Source organism: Spiroplasma kunkelii CR2-3x, from assembly GCF_001274875.1.
Lineage (GTDB): Bacteria > Bacillota_I > Bacilli_A > Mycoplasmatales > Mycoplasmataceae > Spiroplasma > Spiroplasma kunkelii.
In genome coordinates this window covers 1,198,716-1,221,728 of record NZ_CP010899.1, presented here as the reverse complement: position 1 = coordinate 1,221,728, position 23,013 = coordinate 1,198,716, and the positions used below count along the sequence as shown (strand labels likewise).

At 22.4% G+C, this 23,013-nt stretch carries 26 protein-coding genes and 7 pseudogenes; 18 read left to right on the top strand and 15 right to left on the bottom strand.

The genetic code is table 4. The annotated features are described in order from the left end of the window. Positions 1-40 precede the first annotated feature (40 nt). From SKUN_RS06595 to tyrS, 11 genes are all read left to right on the top strand, one after another. Complete coding sequence (locus SKUN_RS06595; RefSeq protein ID WP_053391352.1) at positions 41-220, top strand: hypothetical protein; 180 nt, start codon at positions 41-43, stop codon at positions 218-220. Next, complete coding sequence (locus SKUN_RS06590) at positions 189-404, top strand: hypothetical protein (RefSeq protein ID WP_235511014.1); 216 nt, start codon at positions 189-191, stop codon at positions 402-404. The genes SKUN_RS06595 and SKUN_RS06590 overlap by 32 nt, the downstream gene beginning before the upstream one ends. Before the next feature lie 366 nt (positions 405-770). Further along, a complete protein-coding gene (locus SKUN_RS10950; RefSeq protein WP_235511013.1) occupies positions 771-1,085 on the top strand; it encodes a hypothetical protein in 315 nt (104 codons plus the stop codon). A gap of 188 nt (positions 1,086-1,273) precedes the next feature. Beyond that, positions 1,274-1,510 (top strand): hypothetical protein, encoded by a 237-nt coding sequence (locus SKUN_RS10945; RefSeq protein ID WP_235511012.1) that lies wholly within the window; start codon positions 1,274-1,276, stop codon positions 1,508-1,510. Next, a complete protein-coding gene (locus SKUN_RS10940) occupies positions 1,494-1,829 on the top strand; it encodes a restriction endonuclease PLD domain-containing protein (protein WP_235511011.1) in 336 nt (111 codons plus the stop codon). Before SKUN_RS10945 ends, SKUN_RS10940 begins: the two co-directional genes overlap by 17 nt. Positions 1,830-3,138: 1,309 nt before the next feature. Further along, on the top strand, positions 3,139-3,540 hold the full coding sequence (locus SKUN_RS06580) for a hypothetical protein (RefSeq protein ID WP_053391351.1): 402 nt from the start codon (positions 3,139-3,141) through the stop codon (positions 3,538-3,540). Further along, positions 3,533-3,823, top strand: coding sequence for a hypothetical protein (locus SKUN_RS08925; protein WP_158500817.1), 291 nt, complete (start codon positions 3,533-3,535; stop codon positions 3,821-3,823). The genes SKUN_RS06580 and SKUN_RS08925 overlap by 8 nt, the downstream gene beginning before the upstream one ends. Continuing rightward, a complete protein-coding gene (locus SKUN_RS06570; protein ID WP_083436122.1) occupies positions 3,706-4,926 on the top strand; it encodes an Mbov_0401 family ICE element transposase-like protein in 1,221 nt (406 codons plus the stop codon). The genes SKUN_RS08925 and SKUN_RS06570 overlap by 118 nt, the downstream gene beginning before the upstream one ends. Positions 4,927-5,208: 282 nt before the next feature. Next, positions 5,209-5,562, top strand: coding sequence for a hypothetical protein (locus SKUN_RS06565; protein WP_071937936.1), 354 nt, complete (start codon positions 5,209-5,211; stop codon positions 5,560-5,562). A gap of 2 nt (positions 5,563-5,564) precedes the next feature. Beyond that, positions 5,565-6,059, top strand: a complete 495-nt coding sequence (locus SKUN_RS06560) for a hypothetical protein (protein WP_053391347.1) — start codon at positions 5,565-5,567, stop codon at positions 6,057-6,059. A gap of 53 nt (positions 6,060-6,112) precedes the next feature. Beyond that, complete coding sequence (gene tyrS / locus SKUN_RS06555) at positions 6,113-7,375, top strand: tyrosine--tRNA ligase (protein WP_053391346.1); 1,263 nt, start codon at positions 6,113-6,115, stop codon at positions 7,373-7,375. 232 nt (positions 7,376-7,607) lie between these two features. Here the strand turns inward: tyrS and SKUN_RS06550 are convergent. The 11 genes and pseudogenes from SKUN_RS06550 to SKUN_RS08560 all read right to left on the bottom strand — a co-directional run bounded on the left by SKUN_RS06550 (position 7,608) and on the right by SKUN_RS08560 (position 14,493). Further along, positions 7,608-8,596 (bottom strand): annotated as a pseudogene (locus tag SKUN_RS06550) (IS30 family transposase). Between the two features lie 242 nt (positions 8,597-8,838). After that, positions 8,839-9,428, bottom strand: a pseudogene (locus SKUN_RS06545) (spiroplasma phage ORF1-like family protein); the annotation flags it as partial. An 11-nt stretch (positions 9,429-9,439) separates the two neighbouring features. Further along, entirely contained in the window at positions 9,440-9,679 is a 240-nt protein-coding gene (locus SKUN_RS06540) for a hypothetical protein (RefSeq protein ID WP_053391344.1), read from the bottom strand. Further along, a pseudogene (locus SKUN_RS11840) lies at positions 9,679-10,056 on the bottom strand (hypothetical protein). The gene SKUN_RS06540 and the pseudogene SKUN_RS11840 overlap by 1 nt, the downstream one beginning before the upstream one ends. Next, positions 10,049-11,041 (bottom strand): annotated as a pseudogene (locus SKUN_RS06530) (hypothetical protein). The pseudogenes SKUN_RS11840 and SKUN_RS06530 overlap by 8 nt, the downstream one beginning before the upstream one ends. Further along, complete coding sequence (locus SKUN_RS06525) at positions 11,041-11,244, bottom strand: DUF2649 family protein (protein WP_053391343.1); 204 nt, start codon at positions 11,242-11,244, stop codon at positions 11,041-11,043. The pseudogene SKUN_RS06530 and the gene SKUN_RS06525 overlap by 1 nt, the downstream one beginning before the upstream one ends. Before the next feature lie 152 nt (positions 11,245-11,396). Continuing rightward, positions 11,397-11,853: pseudogene (locus tag SKUN_RS06520) on the bottom strand (DUF3627 domain-containing protein). A gap of 486 nt (positions 11,854-12,339) precedes the next feature. Continuing rightward, positions 12,340-12,841 (bottom strand): annotated as a pseudogene (locus tag SKUN_RS11915) (IS30 family transposase); the annotation flags it as partial. 368 nt (positions 12,842-13,209) lie between these two features. Next, the gene (locus tag SKUN_RS09500) at positions 13,210-13,368 is read right to left on the bottom strand and encodes a hypothetical protein (protein WP_158500805.1); all 159 of its coding nucleotides are present in this window, start codon (positions 13,366-13,368) and stop codon (positions 13,210-13,212) included. Between the two features lie 727 nt (positions 13,369-14,095). Continuing rightward, complete coding sequence (locus SKUN_RS06505) at positions 14,096-14,287, bottom strand: hypothetical protein (protein ID WP_235511009.1); 192 nt, start codon at positions 14,285-14,287, stop codon at positions 14,096-14,098. 83 nt (positions 14,288-14,370) lie between these two features. Then, positions 14,371-14,493, bottom strand: coding sequence for a hypothetical protein (locus SKUN_RS08560; RefSeq protein ID WP_083436120.1), 123 nt, complete (start codon positions 14,491-14,493; stop codon positions 14,371-14,373). 331 nt (positions 14,494-14,824) lie between these two features. On the opposite strand from SKUN_RS08560, the gene SKUN_RS06500 reads away from it, so the two are divergent. Both SKUN_RS06500 and SKUN_RS06495 read left to right on the top strand, forming a co-directional pair. After that, the gene (locus SKUN_RS06500; RefSeq protein ID WP_053391339.1) at positions 14,825-15,133 is read left to right on the top strand and encodes a hypothetical protein; all 309 of its coding nucleotides are present in this window, start codon (positions 14,825-14,827) and stop codon (positions 15,131-15,133) included. A gap of 255 nt (positions 15,134-15,388) precedes the next feature. Then, on the top strand, positions 15,389-15,634 hold the full coding sequence (locus tag SKUN_RS06495) for a hypothetical protein (RefSeq protein ID WP_053391338.1): 246 nt from the start codon (positions 15,389-15,391) through the stop codon (positions 15,632-15,634). Between the two features lie 390 nt (positions 15,635-16,024). On the opposite strand, the gene SKUN_RS06490 is transcribed toward SKUN_RS06495, so the two are convergent. Then, positions 16,025-17,209: an Mbov_0401 family ICE element transposase-like protein gene (locus SKUN_RS06490; RefSeq protein ID WP_327196289.1), complete on the bottom strand. Its 1,185-nt coding sequence runs from the start codon at positions 17,207-17,209 to the stop codon at positions 16,025-16,027. Between the two features lie 59 nt (positions 17,210-17,268). On the opposite strand from SKUN_RS06490, the gene SKUN_RS10935 reads away from it, so the two are divergent. Beyond that, on the top strand, positions 17,269-17,430 hold the full coding sequence (locus SKUN_RS10935) for a hypothetical protein (RefSeq protein ID WP_235511008.1): 162 nt from the start codon (positions 17,269-17,271) through the stop codon (positions 17,428-17,430). 64 nt (positions 17,431-17,494) lie between these two features. Here the strand turns inward: SKUN_RS10935 and SKUN_RS11475 are convergent, their stop codons facing one another. Beyond that, positions 17,495-17,626 (bottom strand): hypothetical protein, encoded by a 132-nt coding sequence (locus SKUN_RS11475; RefSeq protein WP_268794829.1) that lies wholly within the window; start codon positions 17,624-17,626, stop codon positions 17,495-17,497. 84 nt (positions 17,627-17,710) lie between these two features. Between SKUN_RS11475 and SKUN_RS10930 the strand changes: the two genes are divergently transcribed. Further along, positions 17,711-17,887: a hypothetical protein gene (locus tag SKUN_RS10930; RefSeq protein WP_235511007.1), complete on the top strand. Its 177-nt coding sequence runs from the start codon at positions 17,711-17,713 to the stop codon at positions 17,885-17,887. 565 nt (positions 17,888-18,452) lie between these two features. Here SKUN_RS10930 and SKUN_RS06480 read toward each other — a convergent pair. Both SKUN_RS06480 and SKUN_RS08555 read right to left on the bottom strand, forming a co-directional pair. Continuing rightward, positions 18,453-18,794: a hypothetical protein gene (locus tag SKUN_RS06480; RefSeq protein WP_053391336.1), complete on the bottom strand. Its 342-nt coding sequence runs from the start codon at positions 18,792-18,794 to the stop codon at positions 18,453-18,455. A 204-nt stretch (positions 18,795-18,998) separates the two neighbouring features. Then, a pseudogene (locus tag SKUN_RS08555) lies at positions 18,999-19,625 on the bottom strand (IS30 family transposase); the annotation flags it as partial. Between the two features lie 232 nt (positions 19,626-19,857). On the opposite strand from SKUN_RS08555, the gene SKUN_RS06465 reads away from it, so the two are divergent. The 3 genes from SKUN_RS06465 (at position 19,858) to SKUN_RS06455 (ending at position 23,008) form a co-directional block, all read left to right on the top strand. Beyond that, complete coding sequence (locus SKUN_RS06465) at positions 19,858-20,112, top strand: hypothetical protein (RefSeq protein WP_053391333.1); 255 nt, start codon at positions 19,858-19,860, stop codon at positions 20,110-20,112. Positions 20,113-20,502: 390 nt separating this feature from the next. After that, on the top strand, positions 20,503-21,309 hold the full coding sequence (locus tag SKUN_RS06460) for a hypothetical protein (protein WP_053391332.1): 807 nt from the start codon (positions 20,503-20,505) through the stop codon (positions 21,307-21,309). Positions 21,310-21,382: 73 nt separating this feature from the next. Next, complete coding sequence (locus SKUN_RS06455) at positions 21,383-23,008, top strand: hypothetical protein (protein ID WP_053391331.1); 1,626 nt, start codon at positions 21,383-21,385, stop codon at positions 23,006-23,008. Positions 23,009-23,013: the final 5 nt, after the last annotated feature.

Below are 23,013 nucleotides of genomic sequence, written 5' to 3'. Positions count from 1 at the left end.
CGCGAAGCGTGCCGCGATATTTTTAGAGAGAAGATTTAATATGCCAACTTGATTAACGACAATATTTAGTGTTGTTATTATATTAGGGATTTTTGTTTGAATTGGTTTATCAATTTATCAAAAAATTAAACAAATTCGAGGAGAGAAAAAAGAAAAAAAAGAAATTGAAAAAAAGAGTATAAAAAATAATGTTAGGTATGTATTTAACAAAAGCAGTTAATTTTTTAGCAAATACACCTAAAACTATGACTGAGGGTATGATTGGTATTTGAACTGGTTTAACTAGTGCATTATGAAAAGTTAAAGAAGTTATAACAAATATTTTACCTGAGATAATGGTTTTTTTAGGAGATGCGTGAATTATTTTAATTCCGTTTGCATTTTTTTGATTATTAAAGTATTAAACTTTTTCCGTGTTATGGTTAAAGGATTTTAGTATTTATTATTTATAATATATTTTAACTGTGGCACATTGGTTTTATATGTGATTTGATGTAAAAAATGAATTTATTAAATAGAAAAATTAACTTATTATAATTTACTATTAAAGTTCTTAATAGTTATTTTCAGTGTGCCAATTTTTATTATTTTATGTATTTAACAATGTTTATTAACAGTGTTTATTAAACATTAAATAAACAATATATTATCTATATTATCATTATTTATAACATTGTTAATAATCATTGTTTATTACAATAAATAAACATTATATAAACATTATTTATAACATTGTTTATTAAACAAATATTTAATTAGGAGATTATATTATGGATATGAAATTTAAAACAACTAAGGAATATAAAAAAATAAAGAGAGATTTTATTAAAGATATTTTTTTATTAAGTTCAGTTGCTTTTTTAGTTGTTTTAGTTGGCTCTGATTTTTTAAGTTTTTTTATTTATTTGTTAATATTGAGTTGAAACGATAAATATTTTTTACACAATAATTTAAATAACCAAGCTAATGTTATTGATAAGCCTAATAGGTTGTTGCATATGAAATCGTATTTTTGGTTTAATGATAAAAAAGAAATTATTCGTTCTTTTACAGGTAGTGGTAATTTTTCAGAATCTTCCTTTTAAAAGTCCCATCTTATAAAGAAGTTCTATACAATATTACAAATTATAAAGACCTTGGTTGTGATATTTTTTGCGGAGGAATTAATGCAACAGAGCAGGTTAGTGCAACACTAATTAGTGATTTATATCAACAAAATTGTGTTGGCTTTTATGTTAATGATAATACAACCTATCAGTTAGAAGCAAATGTTTTGAAAGAAAAAAGCCAATTTAATGAGATTGTAAAAGCACATAAAACAAATGAAAAAATAAAGACAGCAACATGACTATTAGTATTGACCGGTGATGCTGATACAAATTTTATTAAACGATATTTAGATGAAACCGTAAAGGATAATATTAATTTAGATCTTTTTGTTGGTAATACTAGTGTTGGATATAATCCGGTTCTTGAAGCAGAGTTATTAAAAGATGAAAAAAAATATTAATCGATTAAATATTATTCGTGAACATCCGAAACCTAATGTTTATAATTATGATTTTATTAAGTACACTAAACCTAAAACACATACTAAGTTATATGTTTGATACAATGCAAATAATGAAATATTAGCTTTTTGATCCGGTAGTGCTAATTTTAGTACAAATGGTCTTGGCCTTGACCCTAAAAAAGATCGTCCTTTTTGTGAAATTTTGTTTGAAATGGCATTATCAGAACGAAATTGAAAAAATGACCTTATTTGTAATGTAGTTTGTGCCTTTAAAACACCTCCAAGTCAGCGAATTAAAAATTTTTGTGCAAATTAGAAATTTAACATTAGGTTGTTAAATCTTTTTAAGTTATTTAATGTATTGTATTGAATATATTATAAAACTAAGCAAATAAATGATTTGACAATTAATTTGTAATATAAAATTAAAACAAAAGTAATTGGATTTTTAATTTTTAAAAAAAGATATAGAATAGAATAAAAATTAAAAATATTAAAAGAAGGATTGCAATCAAGTGTTAATAAAATAAATTATGCAATGTTTAAAATATTGTATATTCAATTAGTTGAAGAATCGAAGGTGATAGTAGTTAAAAATTAACAAATAATTTTAAAATATTTTAATTAGATTTAATAATGCTACTATTTGCATCATAAGTAAATAGATTACTTATTTGTTTCATGTTTAAATCATTATTTATACCAATAATTCTTGTTATTTTTTCTTGTGATTTTTTTTTATTAGCAACATAATTTTATTACCATTTGTACACTAGCCGGGCCACATCAATAATTTGTTTCTTGATAAAATAATTCTACGGGTAATGAAATTGATTTATGTTTTATAATATTTTTATTTTTTTCTTTATATAATGGTTCATAATTTTTAATTAAAGGTTCTTGTTTTCATTTATTTTTATAATATATATGCTGACAAAAAAGTTATAAAAGATATTAATTTAATTTTAATTAAAATTAAAAATGCATTTATTATTTATATTTTTTTTATTTTTTCTCCTTAATAATATTTTATAAAAAAAGAAAAATATAAGTATATTTTTTAATTTTTAACAAATTAATTGCAAATTTTTAATATTTTTTAACAACTTAATTTACATAATAATTAATAAAAGTAAAAAAATACTACAATATCGTAAATTTTTGAGTATTTTGCATTAATTACTGATTTTATTCTTTGATATAACATAAAACAAATTAATGTAAAAGATAAATTATATATTGTTGTAAATTAGTATATATTAATTTTTATAATTAAGTTAACTAATTATTCTAGACCGAATATCAAATTAGGTACCTCCTAAACCGCTTAACGGGCGGTTTTTTATTTGCAATCGTACGATAAAATAAGGATTTTTTCAGGTATTTTAAAAGTTAGATACTATTTTTCATTGTTGTCAAATTTTAATCAGTTTGTTATCTTTATATTATTTATTTAATAAGATGACTGAATAAGATGACTGAATAAGATGACTGAATAAGATGACTGAATAAGATGACTGAATAAGATGACTGAATAAGATGACTGAATAAGATGACTGAATAAGATGACGTTTTATTTAATTATTAATTTCCTTATTTTACGTAGCATATTTAAGGAGGTAAAAATGAATATAAAATTATTTAAAAAAGTATATAAATCATATATTTATGAATTTTTAAATGAAAATGCGATTGATAATTGAATTCATGGGGATTTAATACTTAGTTCATGCAATGAACGGTTTCTAATTAATTATCCTGATCATAAAACAGAATTATCAATTTTAAACTCTTCTGTAATATTTTCGAAACTTTTAAAAAAGTTGAATGATGAAGATAATTTCATTAACGGTTATAAATTTGCATCATCGCAAAAAGGTTATATTTTAACTAAAAATAAAATTATTCTGAATATTATGGCAAAGTCATTAAGAGGAAGAGCTTTTAAACTTTTAGAAAGAGCAAATAAAAAATCGGGTATGGATATTATGGATTTAATGAATGAGAGAATATTTAAAAATGAATAAGATAGTATTAGAGGGTATTGATGGTGTTGGAAAAACAACTTTTGCAAATAAATTAATGAATAATTTAAGTTCAAAAGGAATGATAGTTCATTCAGATTCTAAAACACCTAATACTTATGAATGATATTCAGAATTAAATAATAAGGTTTTAAAAAAAGATGTTTTATTACATTACTTGGAGATATTCAGATTAAAATTAGACGTTATAAATTTTGAGATGCAAGTGCGTATAATAATAAAACAAAAAATTATGGTAAATGACGATTTAAATGTCTTTTATTAGAAGATTTAAAATTTGAAAAATATCAAAAAATTACACATGATTTAAAAGAATTAATATTAACTAATGTAGCTGATGGAAAAAGAATTAAAGACATTAATGATATGATTCCAGTTAAAAGTCTTTTATATTCTTCAATAGCTAGATTAATTAATAAATTGGATCTTAATTTAGAAAATGCAAGTAATAAATTTAGCAATAAAACATCATCAAAATATATTTATATTGTTCTAGATGATACTTTTTTATCTTTGAAAGAGAAAAATAAGAAGAAGAAATTTCGAATTCGTACAGCATTTTTTCATCAAGGTCATATGCCAGAAGATGAAAGAGTTGGAAATTCAATTTTATTAAATAAAAGAACTTATTGTAAATTATTAAGAACTGCTACAAATATTAATACATTAGAATATAGTGAAGAACTTTTTAAAGAAATGTCAAAATATTATAATATTACACCTGATACTCAATTTATTGTATGTGGAGATGGCGCTGATTGGATAAAAAATACTTCTCATTTTTTAAATGCAAAATATGTTTTAGATAAGTTTCATGCAATTAGAAAAATTGGAACAGTATTTAATTTAAAAAGTAAGTACGATAAATTACAGTTTAAAATTTGTAAAGGTCTTTTTAACAATGGAGAATATACAAAATTAATCACTCATTTAGAATGCTTTAAAAATAAACCTAATTTAATTACTAAACAAAATAATTTATTAAATGTAATTAAATATTTTAAAAAACGTAAAGATGGAATTATTGCATATAAACATGATTGATGTTTAAGCGCATGTGCAGAAGCATTAATATCGCATACAATAAAAGCACAATTAGGCCACGGGAATAAGATCTATTCGTATGATTCATTTAGAAACATTTTAGTCTTACGTGTAGCAAAAATTAATGGATTAAACTTAGTTAAAGAAATGTTTAATGAACAACTTGAAAATAAAGACATTTCATTGGAAAATATAAAAATGGCTAAGTGAAATAATAATGCTAATAATTCATTATATGAACCTAAAAAGGGAGGAATTCCTGTAATGAATTATCGCACTACTAGTATTAGTAAAGTATTAAAAGAAATAACAGCAGTAAGATAGTAGTTAAAAAACCAGTAATATTACGAAAAAAGAATATTTTAAAAATATTCTCATTTTAGTATTCCCTTTTTTAAAGAAATGTGTTTTAATAAATGTGTAAATAAGATACTTTTAAATTAATCGGTTTAATGATTAACTATTTTTAAAAATAGTCTAAAATTATTTTTAAACTGGTACCTAAAATAATATTCGAACATTATTCTAATATTATTTAAAATAAACTATAAAATAAGTTATAATATAAAAGTAATTTTAATACTATTAGAAAAAGGGTGAAAAATAATGATATATATGTTAGCAACAAATGATAATTTATTAATTTCACAAACAATTTTAATCATTGTTTTATTATGTTTAACAATTGTTTTTTGCTGTTATGGCATTATTGCTGCGCGAAAAGTTGCAATTGCTGCTAAGAAATTTGATTATTTTGTTGAAGACTTAACTTATAAATCAGAAATGTTAAATTCTACTGTTGATACCGTTGTTAAAGTTTCAAATTATATTGATGTTTTTGAAGCTTTTGCAAAACGAAATGTTAAAGCATGAGTGAAAATTATTGCTCGTAATAAAGACATTGCATATCGAATTGTTGATAAATTAAAAGATTTTGCTAATTCTGATGAGAAGGAATAATTATGGCATTTAAATTTGTTAAAACATTGGCAGTGATGGTAGTAGGAATGTTAATTGCTCCGAAAAAAGGTTCAGAATTACGACAAGATTTCATTAATTTAGTTAAAAAATATAATCCACAACTTAAAAAAATGGTTAATAAAATTGAGATTGTATGAAAAAAATCGCAAGGAATAGAATCAGATGAAGTTGCAGCTGATATTGAATTGCACATTAAAAATGTCAAAGGTGCAGTTGAAATTTTAGATTCTGCTTCAACAAAAGAAATGGCTTATAAGACATTAAAGAAAATTGATAATGGTGCAGTTAAATTAATTAAAGCAGCAGCAAAATCACCTAATGTGCGCGCAGTTGCAAAAGATTTAGCAAAAATAACAGTTTCAGCAATTGACGCTGGAATTAAGGTAACTGAAGATTTGAAAAAAACATCAGCATCAATTTCTGAAAAAATTATTGAAGAAGGAAAGTCTTCCCAATTAAAAAAGATTCAAAAGTAGATAAGAAATAACTCTAATAATTTAGAGTTTTTTAAATAGCAAAGGAGATAATTATGGTAAAAAATATTTTAGAAGAATTAAGATGAAGAGGACTATTAAAACAAGTAACTAATGAAGCAAAATTATTAAAAGCGCAAGAATTAAAAAAAGGAGTTTATTGTGGTTTTGATCCAACCGGTGATTCATTACATGTTGGGCATTTAATTCAAATTATGTTATTAAAACGTTTTGAAATGTTTGGATTTCAACCAATTGCTATTATTGGTGGTGGTACAGGAATGATTGGTGATCCCAGTGGAAAAAAAGCAGAACGGGTATTGCTAGATGATAAAACAATTAAACATAATGTTGAAACCATTAGTAATCAAATGCAACAATTAATTGGATCAAAAGTTAAAATGGTTAATAATGCTGAATGATTGCAAAAAATGACCTTGATTGATTTTTTGCGAAATGTTGGTAAAGATTTTAATATTAGTTATTTATTAGCAAAAGAAAATATTGCAACTAGAATTGAAGTTGGTTTATCATATACTGAATTTGCTTACACATTATTGCAGGCTTATGACTTTTATCAATTATATATTAATTATGATTGTGCTGTTCAAACTGGTGGTAGTGACCAATGAGGAAATATTACTTCGGGTACAGATTATATTTATAAACAAATTGGAGAAGATAATTTAGCTTGTGGTTTGACAATTAATTTATTAACAAAAGATGATGGTTCCAAATTTGGAAAAACAGAATCAGGGGCAGTTTGATTAGATTCAAAAAAAACATCACCTTATGAATTTTATCAATTCTTTTATAACCAAGATGACCAAGAAGCAGGGAAATTATTACGTTATTTAACAATGTTATCTGAAAAAGAAATTATTTCTCTTGAAGCAGCTCACCAAAATGAACCAGCACAACGCATTGCACAAAAAAAACTAGCAGAAGAAGTAACTTTATTTGTTTATCAAGCAGCAGGATTAAAAACAGCACAAATTGTTAGCAAAGCTTTATTTAAAGGCAATTTACATGAATTATCAGAGCAACAGCTAGACCAACTTGATAACAATTTACCTAATTTTCATTTAACAAATCTTAATTTGCCGCTGCTTGATTTATTAGTACAAGCACATATTGTTTCTTCTAAACGTGAAGGTCATGAGTTTTTAGAACAAGGTGCAATTACTATTAATGGGCAAATTGTTAAAGAAAAAACTTGACTTGTAGCAAAAGATAAGTTTTTATTTGATAAATATTTAATTATTCGTCGTGGAAAACGAAAATATCATTTAATTTATCTTACAACTAACAAAAAATAAAAAAAGAACATTTTACCATTTAAATAATGATATTTATAGGAATAAGTGTTCTTTTTAGTTTTGAAACGTGTAAAATGAAGTGCAACAAATCTTTATTAATTAAATAGTATAATAAAAATTACAAAAATCAACCATAAATTTAAAAAAATTAAAAATATTTTTAATTTTTCTTTATATTTTATATATATTTACACACTAAAAAATAATTTATTAAGTTTTTTTATTAATAAATTTATTTAATATTCTGTAAAAATACTTCTTTTGCACTTATTCAATTTAAACACGGTTGGAGTTTTTCATTTATTACATTATTAACTACTCAATCAATTCGTTTTTGACTAACATTATTAAAATCAGTTCCAAGAGGAAATCATTTTCTTAATTCACTATTCATATATTCAATTAAAGGTTTTTGTTGTGGTTTACCAACATCACAAAAATACACTTGTGTTTCAGCAAAGATTTCCATTTCTCGTCATTTGCTAAATTTTTTCCCTCTATCAGTTATTATTCCTTTCATTTTCCCAATTAAATTATTATTTATAACCATATCTTTAAATTTTGATAAAACTTCCATAGCAGTATGATTTTCTAATTTTACTACAAAATATTTTTTACTTGATTGTTATACTAAAACTAAAAGAGAAGATTGATGATTTTTACCAACAACAGTATCCATTTCAAATCATCCAACATTAGAAAGTTTATTTTCAATGTTTCAAATTGACTTAAAATTAGTTAATTGCCCACGATTTTCTTTTTTCCTTTTGTTTCAATTTTTTTACCACGATATCGTAAATTTTGTTTTAAAAATCCATAAAAACCCAAACAAATTCATTTATACAATGTTTTAAAAGAAACCGGAAATTTAACACCAAATTTTAAAAAATAACGATAAAAAAATTCTATCGGAGAATCACGATATTTATTAAGTATAATTTTCATAAAATTAATCTGTTCTTCTGTAAAATTACATCTTTTATTATTGTTTTTTCTTTTCTTATAATAATAATACATTTTATCTAACTTATAAGCACTATATTAATCAATATTTTTAAACTTTTTAATTTCTCTTAAAATAATACTAGGATGTCTATTAAAATATTTAGCAATTGCAGAAATATTTTGTTTACCATTCTTTTTTAAAAAAATTTTTGATAATAATAATAATAATAATTGTTCTAATTTAACTTTATCCATAAAACTTAAATAACTATACATAACATTTATATACCTTTCATTAACTTATAAAATTTTTAATATTTAATACGAATAATTGATATATAATTGATATATGATAAAATCAATTATATATAAAACAATAAAAAAGAACAATATATATTAAAAAATGACTTAGAATTTTAGGAACAATCGGATTAACAGCAATAAGTACAACAAACTTAATTTCTTGTTATGATGATAAATTAGCAGAAAAACTACCAGAAAATAATAATTGGAAATTAGTATCAAGTATTTTGAGAGAAGGAAATACTTGATACTAGTTTTCAATTATAAAAATCATAATTTAAATTAACTTGTTGCAAATCATATATATTTGTTTTTAATTTATTTAACATTGCTGTTAAATTATATTTATTTGTAAAAGTATAAATAAAATTTGTTAATTCTCTTAAAAATTGCTTTTTATCAACATCATAAAATTTATTAATGTTATATTTTTTATCATAATTATCTCAATTTTTATATAAATCCATAAACTCATCACTGGGTTTATCAAATGAAATTCCCGTTGAATAACTATCTTGTAAAAAATACAAATACCACTTATCATTAAAAGATAATTTCTTTGATGTTTTCAAAGTTGGATTAATAAAATAATTTGTTTCTGACCAGTTTTCAAAAAAATTACTGCGTAAAAACATTGTATTAATAAAATCAGTTTCACTAATACCTTTATCAGTACTATTTTCTTGTTTAAGTGTATAATGTGTTCTCCATTTAAGGGTCTAAACGCCGTTAAAGTAATAAATGTAATAACCAAACCTAAAAAACTTAAAATAAATATGACAAATAAAGATAACAATTTTTTCATAAACTTAACTCCTAACTATACAATGTTTTTGAAACAATAAACCCAACAATATATAAACTTGATATTGTTAACATTAATGGATGACTAAACAAAACTGCCATTCTATCAAATAATCAAATCAACCAAGTATCAGAATTATATAAATCCATAATAATATTTTTTGCTGATGTAAATTGATTAATAATAACAGTAATAAAACCAGTTCCAAATATAGCAATTGCCGCCGCCACAAATAAAACTAATTTAATCATTATTTAACACCTCTTTTAATTTTTGCTTGTTGTCTAATATTTTGACTTTTAATTTCTAATTTAACTTGTTGCTTATTACTATTGTGATAAACTTTTTTATCTATTCCAATACCTTTTCGTGCGGTTGATTAATATACTTGCGAAACACCATTATTAACTGTTTAACCTAAATTATTATATTGTGTTGATGTGCCATGAATTGCATAAATTGATAACTTAATAACCATAAAAAAGACTAAAAAATAAGCAATCGATGTATTTGTCATCGGTAATTTTGTATTTCAAACTACATCAAAAATAAACAAAAATATATCAAAAACAAAACTAAAAATCTTGTCTCAATTACTATTATTATTTTCAACTAATAAATTAATCATTTTTACTATTTCCTTTCTCTTTTTTAGGTTTTAAATTTTTTTTCAAAATATCAATATCAAATAACTCCAATCGTTCTTTAACACTTAATTTTGTGATTTCTGACCAATAATATTCTTTTTTATCAATAATTTCATCATTTTTTAAATAACGAAAAAATTTTAATCATTGACTATCATATTTATTGGCAAATTAAAGTGGAATAATTATTTTAAAAAACCGAATTCCTAATCCAACATCCGACTTATCTTTTACTCGTTTATCTTCTACTGCTCGTTCTACTGATTTTGTTTTTCAAGTTTCATAATCCGTTATATCTTGAAAAATTCCAATTCGCATAATAAAGAAACTATTAAAAAAATTAAATCCTTTTTTAGCAACATGTTTTTTCAATGAAATTGGAATAATAATTCCACTTGCTAACTGGCGAATATTATTTCAAATCATACCCTCACGCTGAGCAGTAAACAACGCACGATTACCAAAATGTCTTGCTAAAACAATTCCCGGTATTTTACCACTATGAACTTTTTTCTCATCATGAGGACTAGTTCCATCAATATATAAATAACTTTCATCAAATAAAATAACATTATCATCCAGAGGAACTAATTTTGTTCGGTCGGTAAAATCTAAATAAAAATCATCTTCTAACGGATAATTACTATAAATTTTATCTGTCAATAATTTCATAACTTGCGATAAATAAGTTAAAAGTAATGTTTTACCAGTTCCTAACTTTCCAATAATAACTGATAACGGATTATCTCAAATAAATTGAACTAACCGAAAAGCGTTTAACTGATAAAAAATATTTTTTCACAATCATCACACAAAATAAACACACTGCAAAGCAAATAATATTAAAAATACTAAACCAACACAATACCAAGAAATTATCCAAAATAATAAATCAATTAAACTAAACAAAAACATTGAACCACTAATATAACAATAGTTTTTAAAGAAAAATATAAACTTTTTCATTATTTAAAATACCCAACTATTTTAAAAACCATTCACAAGAAAAACCAAGTAAAAAACCAAATCACAATTCAAACACCAACCATTAAAATTAAATATTCATTTTGTGTTAAATTCCACATTGTAATACTTTCAACATTCGTTTTATCTATAAACAAAAATATATGAATAAAAAAATCTTTTAATTTAATTCAATCATTTTGCATTTTTAAAAACTCCACATTTTTTGAATAAGTTTAAAAAACATTCCAAAAAACAAAACAATAAATAACACAAACTATATAACATATAAAAATTCAGGGGCATTTGCATCAATAATATAACTAACAAATTGAACTCAATAATCATATAAACTCATTTAATTTAAACTTTCTAAATCATTAATTAATTCTTGCACTTTTTTAACACTTCAATTTGTAAAATTATTATTGTTATTATTTGCTTTTACTTTTTTAGGTTCACTTGAAAATAACGCTTTTTTCATTTTAGTAAATTAATTTTGTTTATATTGATTATATAATATATTGATTATATAAATTGATTAAGGCTGTTCTAGTTAAATACTTTCAAGTTTGTCGTTTTAAATTTTCATCATATTTCACAATAGGATAAGAATTATCATAAATCAAACCGATTGCTACTTGCTCTGAATGTTTTTCACTCGGATAAATAAACTTATTACTCAACCAAAAACCAATATGGCGATTATGATTGGGTAAATTAATAAAACTTGCTTTATCTGTTGTAAAAGGGATAAATTCCTTACTAATAAAATAATTTTCTATATTCTGATTTTTCTTAACAAAATTACTCAATTTTATCAACTCCTTCAATTTGTTAATATTGAATTAATTTTTCTTTTTCAACATCAAAGTCTACCTTACATTCAAGAATAATTTTTATATAATAAATAATAATAAAAATAAATATTATAAAAGCAAATACAGACATAATAATTGCAAGTACAAAGTGTGGAAAATCTTTATCATTTCAACTCAATATTGAAAAATAATGTTTATATAATGTTTATTTATTGTAATAAACACTGATTATTAACAATGTTATAAATAATACTAATATATTGTTTATTTAATGTTTAATAAACACTGTTAATAAACATTGTTAATATGTATTGTAAAGATGCAAGTAGGTCAATTAACCCTTATTAATTTGATAATATACTTTTTATTTTAAAATGCAATATTTTTTCAAAAAAAAATAACTTTTTTAAATATAAATTAATATTTAAGCACGACAAAAAGAAAAATTTGTTACAAATATATAATTTATATTTAAAAAAGTTAAATATTAATATTTTGTAAAAATACCTCTCTGGAGGATAATCAACCTAAACTTGGCCGAGGCTTTTCATTAATAATTTTCATAACTTTATTAATTTCTTTTTGAGTAACAGTATTAAAATCAGTTCCTTTAGGTAAATATTCTCTAATACCTCTATTTATTCTTTCAACTTTTGCTTTTTGAGTTGGAGTTCCAGCATCACACAAAATAAACATTTGTATTAGTAATTTTCTCTATCTCTTTTCACTTACTAAATTCTTTACCTTGATCTGTAATAATTCCTTTTATACTTACTTTATAAAGTTTATTTTTAAAAATACATTTAAGAGCATTATTAACCTCTTCTGAATTATGCTGATTTAATTTAAAACAAATAGTATATAAACTCTTTTCTTCCGTAAAAGTTAAACAAGCTGACTGATGTTCTTTTCCAATAATACAATCCATTTGAAATCAACCAAAAGTACCTTTTTCATGTTTTGCTTCTTCAATAAATCTAAACTTATTATTTAATATTTCCATTTTTTTTTCATAATTTTTACATATACGGCAATTTTTAATAATATTTCTACTAATATCACATAACATATCTAAAATATTTTTATACCGAAAGCCCAATTCTTGTAATTTTTTACTTATTTTATTAACTTGTTCTTTGTGTTTAAAACAATCTATTTTTCGCATATTATTTATCTCCTTGCCATTCAATATTTTCATCTTCTAAATCAATAATAGTTGTTAATCATTCTTGTTGATTTTAAACTTTAGCAGTTATTTTTGCCTCTTTTAATGTATAAAATGATTTAGTTATAACTTCATTTTCATATTTCATTACTAATAAGTATCTTTTTTCCATAATTTAATTCCTCCTAATTCTTTCTAGTATTTAATGCTCAATGTTCAGCAGTAATTTCATCTTGTCCAAGTGTGTATTTAATCAATCTATTTTCAATTTCTTCTTTATTTTCTTGATTACATTTAAAACAATAACCTCAATATCTTTTTTTAAAACATATTTTCTTTTTCATAGTTATTTTTAAATTCTCCTTTTTACAATTAACTACAAAGTACTACAATGTTCTACATTTTGTAGTTACTTGTAGTATTAAGTACCTCCTCATCAAGTCCCCACTAGTAGATTAATTAAGAAATCCTTGCCCAGTTCTTAAAAGTTATTTAACCTCTACGCACACGATTTTATTTTTCTTCTTGCAATTAATAGTTATGAATGCACCACTACGCGTCTATCTTAATCAAAGTCATTAATTTACAAAATCGCAAAAAAACAAGTTAACAGCTCTAATGGTTTCATGCCGGCGGAAATGCCTTGTTGGGGAACCTTCCCTAAAAAATATGTAATTTTAAATTAAACACTTGTAGAGCCAATATATTTAATTTTTAAAGTTGTTTTATAAAATTTAAGGTTTTAAAAAAACAAAATTTTAATATTCAGTGTAATAAACATCTTCAAATCATTCTGTTTTTTCACGATGGTTAACTGTATGAAACTGCTTTGGTGTTCCACATTTACTACATTTAATAAAAGTATTTTTAGACATATTTTTTTCATCTCCTTTTTATGGTTGTTTTTAAATAAAAAAACCAACCCAATAAGGGCCGGTTTTTTTGTCCTACTTCATCCTTTATTCTACAAAAGTAAATATAATAAGTTCATTTTTCTATTTAATAAATTCATTTTTTACATCAAATCACATATAAAAACTAGTGTGCCACAGTTAAAATACATAATAAATACTAAATTCCTTTAACCATAACACGGAAAAAGTTTAATACTTTAATAATCAAAAAAATTGCAAACGGAATTAAAATAATTCACGCATCGCCTAAAAAAACCATTATCTCAGGTAAAATATTTGTTATACCTTCTTTTACTTTTCATAATGCACTAGATAAACCAGTTCAAACACCAGTCATACCCTCAGTCATAGTTTTAGGTGTATTTGCTAAAAAATTAACCGCCGTTTTTAAATATATACCTAATATTATTTTTTACCATCCTTTCTTTTAATTTATTTTTTATCTTTTTTCTTTCCTCGAATTTTTTTAATTTTTTGATAAATTGATAAACCAATTCAAGCAAAAATCCCTAATATAATAACAACACTAAATATTGTCGTTAACCAAGTTTGCATATTACATCTCCGCTCTAAAAACTAAAAAAATTGAAATTTGCAAACTCGGTCCGTTCGTTGTCGCTTTGCTTCTTTAAAAACACTATTGAATAAATTATCTGCTAATAAATTACGCGGAATAATTTATTCTTTTATTTTTTAATTTCAATATATTTTGCAATCTTATTAACAGTATTAATAACATTATCTTTACCATAATTTTTAACTAGCGACCTCAAAATAATATATTGCTTTGTTTGCATAATTTCAACTCCTTAATTAAAAATATTAAAAAAAATTTACTTTCCAAAACTGTAAAAACCAAAAATACAAAATGTGTGTGGTTTCTACAATGCAAGAACATTACAATGTTATTATAAATGCTATGGGAAATCATTCATTTTATACTGCTTATTCTTCTGTTCTTGTTCCTTTTAGAGTTTTCTTTCATGAATTAGGACATATGTCAGATCATTTTTTAAAAGATAATATGCATATAAGTATAAGTAATAAATTAAAAGATTTTTTAACAAGTAAAATTATTAATTTTAATAATTGACCAAGCTTAGACAAAAAAATTTTAAATTATTTCATTTTAATTCATATTTTTTTTCTAGTTTATATGAAGTTATTGGTGAAGGATTTGTATATTAATTTTTAATACCAAATGAATTAAAAACAAGAGCATGAGAATTCTGACATGAATTTTTGAGATTATATTTACCAAAATCAAATTAATTTTAAAATGTTTATTTTTATATTATATATTACTATTTAGTTAATAAATTTATTACATTTACAATTTAATGTAAAAATATCTTAATTTAAAAAAAATCTAATACTTTTAGGCTAAAATAATAATAAGTGTAATTTTACACATATTAAATATGGAAAAAATTAAAGAAAGGTTACAAGTATGAAAAAAAGTCAAAAAAGAAAACTAAAATTATGATATAAAATTACAATTTGGGGAATTTTAAATGCTTATGCGTTATCATTATTAATTGCTGTGTTTGCTTTACCACAAACACCTTGACATTGTCGTTTATTCGCGTTTATCAATATTTTTGTTATATTATTAGCACAAGTAATTTATTATACTCGTCTTTATTTTAAAAATAAAAAGAAAGCAACTAAAAATAAACCTATTAAATTACACTAATTTTAAAAAAGGTATGGTGTAATCGAAGTGCAACAAATCAACTCCTTTCATAATTGATTTGTTGCACTTCGATTACACCATGCAGTTTTATGATATTTTTATAATTATAAATAAATATTTTTATTATTTTTGTTATTTTATTGTAATCTTTAAAATTTCTGTGGTATACTACAAAATATAAAATAATGCTTAATAAAAATGAGATAGTATTCATTATTCTTAGGTTTTTATATAAAATAAGTAATTAGAAACAAATTATGTTTCGCTTATGAATAAATGATAACAAAGTTTATAAAAAATTCAACATTTTTTAAAAATATAATTTTTAATTATGATTTTTCCCATACTAAAAAGTACTTTTTAAAGTTATTACTAATTTTAAAAAGTTTTTTATAAAGATAAAAATTGGTTTTGTCTTTGATTTAAATTAAAAATATTAAATTTAATTTTTTCTTTAATTTTAGTATTTTTTTCAATTTTAACTTCATTAATTTTGCTATTAAGTCTTAACATTGAAGAAATTAACATATTATTAAATGTTTCTTTACAATATATTTTTGCCCCTCGTCCTTTAACAGCCTTAATAAAATGTGAAACATCACTCTCCATATGACAACCAATATTATATTCTAATGCTTGATTTTCAATGCCATCTTTATTATTTTTAATTAATGTAATGGCTTTATTTAAAAATTCTAATTTAGCATCACTTATAAAAGATTTACTATTTTCTAAGCATTGTATTAATTCTTCATATTTAGCATTATAAAAATAATCAACTGCTTTATGATATGTTTCTCTATTTTCCTTATTTTTACTTTGATAGGGATATGTTTTTTTAAATATATTTGTAAGATGAAATTTATCTAAACTATATGATACAGTGTTGTTTTTATATTTTATTTTTATTGCGTTGTAAATTTTTTTAATTTGTTTTTCGCCATCACTTAATAACAATATTTTAGTATTTTCATTAATATCATAAGTATTCATTAATTTAAAAATTTTATCAATAAAATTATTAAAACTAGATTTTTCATTTTTAGAAGTTTTATCCATCATTTGAAAAACACCTTTTTTATTTTTAATTACTTTTCTTGTTTTAGTTGATTTTTCTTCATCAATACCAATATTCATAGTTGAAAAAAATATTTTCTTTTCAACTCTTTTTTTATTTTCTAGCATAGGAACAAAAGCTCCGTCAATTTGAATATATAAAACATTATTTGTAATTTTAATTTTATTGTTATTTTTATTGCTAATATAGTTAATTTTTTCTAAATCGGCATTCTTAAAAATATTAGATATTGTTTTTTCACTAATTTTAGCATTTTCTATTGTATGCAAAATATCTTTATATCTTTTTCCATCACATAAAAATGAAGTAATTTTATTTATTAAATTTTGTTCATTTATTTGGTATTTTTTTAAACCCAATTCCTCATCTAAAGGATAGCGATTTATATTTTTTTTCTTATCATCATATTTGACATATAATCTTCTTTTCAAAGGAATATCTCCATATTCTGTTTTAATTGTTTTTGGTAATTTTGATACTACCTTGTATCCTTGTAATATTTCCCCTTGTTGATATAATTTAAATATCTCTAAATAATATATTTGTTACTTCTATTGTGAGTTGTACATTTTGTTCAAATAATTCAGAAGAAGTAAATTTACCAAATGAAAATATTGATGCTAAGCCTAATGAGGATTCTCAAGATGTGAAATTATCAATAGATGATGAAACAAAAGATGATAAAACAATAGATAATGAAACAAAACCATATTATTAATATACAATGTTAGCAACTGGTAGTGGTTTATTTCAATTTATAAAAAAGGTGATATAGCGATTGTTTATGATACTGGAATTGGTGGGTTACCACGTGCATGAAATACTAAATTATATAATGGTAATATTTGACCAATTAAGGTTTTAAAAGAAAAGGAAATTAATAAGATTTCGGCTATTTTTTCAGTCACTTTCATACTGATCATTATTCAAATTTTAGAAGTATCTTAAATAATTTTCAAGTTGATAATATCATTTTTAATGATGAAGCAAATAAATTTATGAAAAAATTTATTGATTCAATTAGTCCTAATACAAAAATTTATGATAAGTTGGAAGAATTTCATATTTTTGTGGGTATTAAATTTCATAATTGGAGTTATTATGCAAAAGATTTTCTTGAAAAAGAAAGTTATAAAAAACAAGTAAATTGAAATAATTTATCAAAATTATTTTAGTTTAAAAATTTATGAAAATAAAAAATATGTAGTCAATAGTAGCATTAATAATAAAAGTGGACCAACAGATTTTTTATTTACTGGTGATGCTGAAAAATAATTCGGAGAGGCTATTGCTAGCCAAAAACCTGATATTTTCAAAAATATTGATATTTATCAAGTGCCACATCATGGAAGTAAAAATTCTCTTGATAAATCGTTTTTTTTTTTTTAAAAAAATTAAGCCCAGAAAATTGTTATATTTCAGATACATATGATGAGGAAAATACATTATGACGTAATTTTATGGGAGCAGCAAGCCACAAATTTCCAGATGATAATATTATTTAACAATTAAAAGAAAGTGGTTGTAAAGAAATTAGTATGACAGGAAAACCATATAATGGTTTAACAACTAGTTAATTAGAAAAAATTAATAATACTGAAATGATAATTACTATTTATTTAGATAAAAACGGGCAGATTATTGGTAAAAAATATTTTAAAAATACGATTTTAAATTATCTTTAGATAAAAGTAATTAATTTAAAAAAAATAATACATTTAACCAAATGTATTATTTTTTTTAATTAGAAGAATCTTTTTTATTTAATTGTCCTTCATTTTTAGCTTTTTCATAAAAATCAACAATTGCTTTATGAAGTAAATATTCTTCTTCTGAAATATTATGAATAAGGCGTTCTTTAATTTCCTCTTCAATAAATAAAGAAAGATATTTATTTAAAGTATTAACTGCGTGATTAATTTCATCATTTTCTGTAATAAAATCATTAATTAATTCAAATTTTTCTTCTCATGATAAGTTATTAACAAATTCTAAAATAAATCTTGGATTCTCTTTAATATACTCTGATAAGGGTTTATCAACATGTTCATCGATAAAAAGATCAATTTTTTCTGGCAACATCGCTGTTTTTACCTCCTACTATATTTTTTAAAAATGAATTATGTAAAATGAAATAAATCTTTATTAATTAAATAATATAATAAAAATTACAAAAATCAACCATAAATTTAAAAAAATTAAAAATATTTTAATTTTTCTTTTATTTTATCAATATTTAAACAAACTAAAAAATAATTTATTAATTTTAATTAATAAATACATATTTTATAATTTAAAATTTATTTTTAAATATTTATTGTTTATATATTCTGCAAAAAAAATTTCTTTAGCACTTATTCATTTTAAACACGGTCGGAGTTTATCATTTATTACATTATTAATTACTCAATCAATTTGTTTTTGACTAAAATTATTAAAATCAGTTCCAGAAGGAAATCATTTTCTAAAATCACCATTTATATTTTCAATTAAAGATTTTTGACGAAGTTTATCAACATCACAAAAATATACTTGTGTTTCAACAAATATTTCCATTTCTCGTCATTCACTAAATTCTTTACCTCTATCTGTTATTATAACTTTAATTTTCTCAATTAAATTATTGTTTATAACAATATCTTTAAACTTTTTTTCTACTTACCTAGCAGTATGATTTTCTAATTTTATTGAAAAGTATTTTTTACTTGATTGTTCTACTAAAACTAAACAACTAGATTGATGGTTTTTTCCAACAACAGTATACATTTCAAATCATCCAACATTAGAAACTTTATTTTCAATATCTCAAATTGACCTAAAATCAGTTAATTTACTACGATTATCAGATTTTCCTTTTGTTTTATATTTTTTACCGCGATGTCACAAATTCTGTTTTAAAAAACCATAAAATGTGAAATTAAAAGAAAAAAATATAGTATATTTTCAACTGTTCATACTGATTTTAATGAAGAAAAATCAACTGAAAAAATACCTGTAATTGCAAATAAATTAGGTGTTATAGAATTTGATAATATTCCAGAATATATTAAAAAAAGTAAATTAACTAATTTTGTTAATAAATTACTTATATTAATTACAAGTTATTATAATATTTTATTATGATATTAATGATAATATTGAAATTATGGTTTTAGGTGATGGCGCCCCTTGAATTAAAAATATTGCAAAATTTATTCAAGAATATTTTCTTAAAAATAAGGTGCATTACACAATTGACAAATTTCACCTTACAAAAAGATTTAAAGATTTATTTCCATTTCAACATAAAAATAAATTAAATAAAAAAGCATACAATGATGCTATTAGTTATTTTTATGATGGTAATATTGTCGTTAATCAAGTTGGCATATTACATCTCATTTCTAAAAATATCGCATAACGCTCTGCGTGTTCGCTACGTTCAAAATAAACTATATTTAATAAATTACAGCTAATAAATTACGCGGATAATTTATTCATTTTCTCTTACATTATTAATTAATATTTTATTTACAGTATTAATAACAATATCTTTTGAATATTTAATTACTAATGACCGCAAAATAAAATAATGTTTTCTTTCCATTAAAAAATTAACTCAGAAAGGAGTTGATTTGTTGCACTTCGATTACAAAATGCATAATATTAATAATTTTTAATTATTGACATTATTAAGTTCACTTTAATTATAATATTTATTTTTAAAAAACATTTTTGCATTTTTTACAATAAATCTATATAATATTTGCAAATAAAGTAAAATAATTCTTTAAAGATAAGGTGTAGTAAAATGAACAAGATATTTGAAATTAATTATATTGATTGACAATTAATATTATTTATTGTTAAGGTATTAGTCTTTTTTGTTGTTGTTTATTTTGCTTCATATCTTACAAATCTTACTGTTTTAAAGAAAAAAACAAAACAAAGTTTAACAATTATCTTTTTAGTTGGAATTCAAACTAGTTTTTATTTTTTACTAATGGATACAACGAATTTATTGGTTCTTCGTAATTTCCTTTCCTTAACAGTTTGCTTAATTAGTTTATGAATCTTAATTGGGAAACAATTGATTCCTAATTATTATAATGATTCAATTATTTGTCTTTTTTCAATTATATTTAAAGTTAGTTTAATAACAATATTTGCAATTCATAAAGCTAGCATCAAAGGCTCAGACAATATGGTTATTCTTATTTTTCTAGTTTTTATTTCATTTATTGCAACAATATATTTTTTTAAACAATATTGAACAAAATATTTAAAAATTGTCTTAATTAATAAAATTTTAGCTTATATCAATACATTTAAGCCTTTTCATCGTGCTTTAAATGAAAATAATATTTCTATTGTATTATTTTCACAAAATGTTTTTGTTTTAATTTCCCTTGCTTTTTCTGTTAATAGTACAATTATGTTTAAAAAACTTTTATTAATTTTAAAACAACAAAATATTAGGGAAAATTTTAGTTTCATTAATTTATGTGAATTAGATAATGCTATTAAGTCTTTGCAAATGCATATGCTAGTAAATAAACGTAGTGAAAAAGAATTAAAAATTATTGTAAATGGTTATCAACGAGAGTGTTTAAATTAGTATAGTCTTCTAAATGTTATTTTTAATTAAATAAAATTTTACAAGTTAAAAAATAAAAAAGGAGATATAAATAATGAAAAAAAATTTAGTTATCTTAAGTAGTGTTATTTTAACAAGTTCACCTGTTTTTGGCTTTAGTGGATGTGCACCTACCCCTGCTGAACACCGTGATATTGATGATACAATAAGTGAGAAAGATAATGATAACAATGGGGAAAGTAGTGTTGATTATGAAAAAAATCGAATTATTAAACAATTAAATAGTTTTAGTGAATTGTCACCTCTTGTTGTTGATAGTGATGAATACCAAAATGTTAACAATAATGATTCTTTCAGCATTTTAGAAAGTAAATTTAAAGAATTTAGTGATAATTTAATGCTAATAAATACAAATTTTAGGCCTATTGAAATTGCAGAAAATGGAACTGCTCATTATGGAGAATTAGCAGTTGTTGCTAATTATAAAGATAAAGAATTAACTAATCCAAAAACAAAAGATTCAATTTTTTTAATCCCTGTTGCTACTAATAATTTAAAATGAACAAATGATACAGTTCAAAAATTAAATAAAAGTATGACAATCGTTTTAAGTAAAATGAATCTTCCCTTTCAAGGAACTACCTTAGCAATTGGCAAGATTTTATCGTTGGTTACAACGTTTCATCTTTTTGATAATTTGCCAAAAGTTATTCCAACTTCATTTAATGCGGATGATCAAAATTGAAAAAAATGAGAAGACTTTGTTAATAATGAATTAATGAATTTACCACTTGTTGATGAAATGCTTAAAAATGGTGAAATTAATGAAACAATAAATAAATCTTTCTTATTAGGATCTACTACTGCAGAAATAAAAATTAAAGCAAAATATCTTAATATTTTAAATAGTTTAGTACCAGATATTATTCATTTCCGTAATTTTGTTCTTGAGAAACGTGAACAACAAAAATCACAAAATTTGATCTTATTACTATTACAATATTTATTTGAAAAACCACGAGAAATTAACAATGATGGGTTTTTAGATGTTAATAAAAATATTCAAAGTACTAAAAATAAAAAAGAGAACCTTCAATTTAGTACTAATTTAGAACATATTTTACATAATTTGTTAGAAGGATGAAAAAGCAAAAGTGGTGAATGGTCATCTAATAGAACTCCAATTTCAATTGTAGTAAAAATTAATTGATGAATATCAACAGTAACGATTAATATTAAATATGAAAAAATTGAGTCAAGTTGATTAAAATTAACATCTGTGACAGATGGACTTATTGATAGAATTAAAGTATTTATTAACCAATTATTTAATTACGATTTAACAACTGATTTATCAATAAAAGTAAAACTCATTAGTTGAGATTTTAATTTTTCAATTCCACTTAATAAACAAATTAAAAAACTTATACCATCAATATTAAAAATTAGTGGACATAGTAGTGATGCAATTGATAATATTGCTGTAGAATTAGTTAGTGGATTAGTTCAAATTGAATATCAGGATGAAAAAGGAGGAACATGAAAAACAGCTACTGAAATTACTGATTTAGCATCAGCACTAGAAATGCGAATTAATATTAATAATATTAAGTTTAAAGTTAAATCAATTAATGATCCGACGATTTTACTTGAAACAACTAATCCGGATTTACATCTAATCTTTATTCCAGATATTGATTCTAAATTTTTCGTGAAATAGTTATT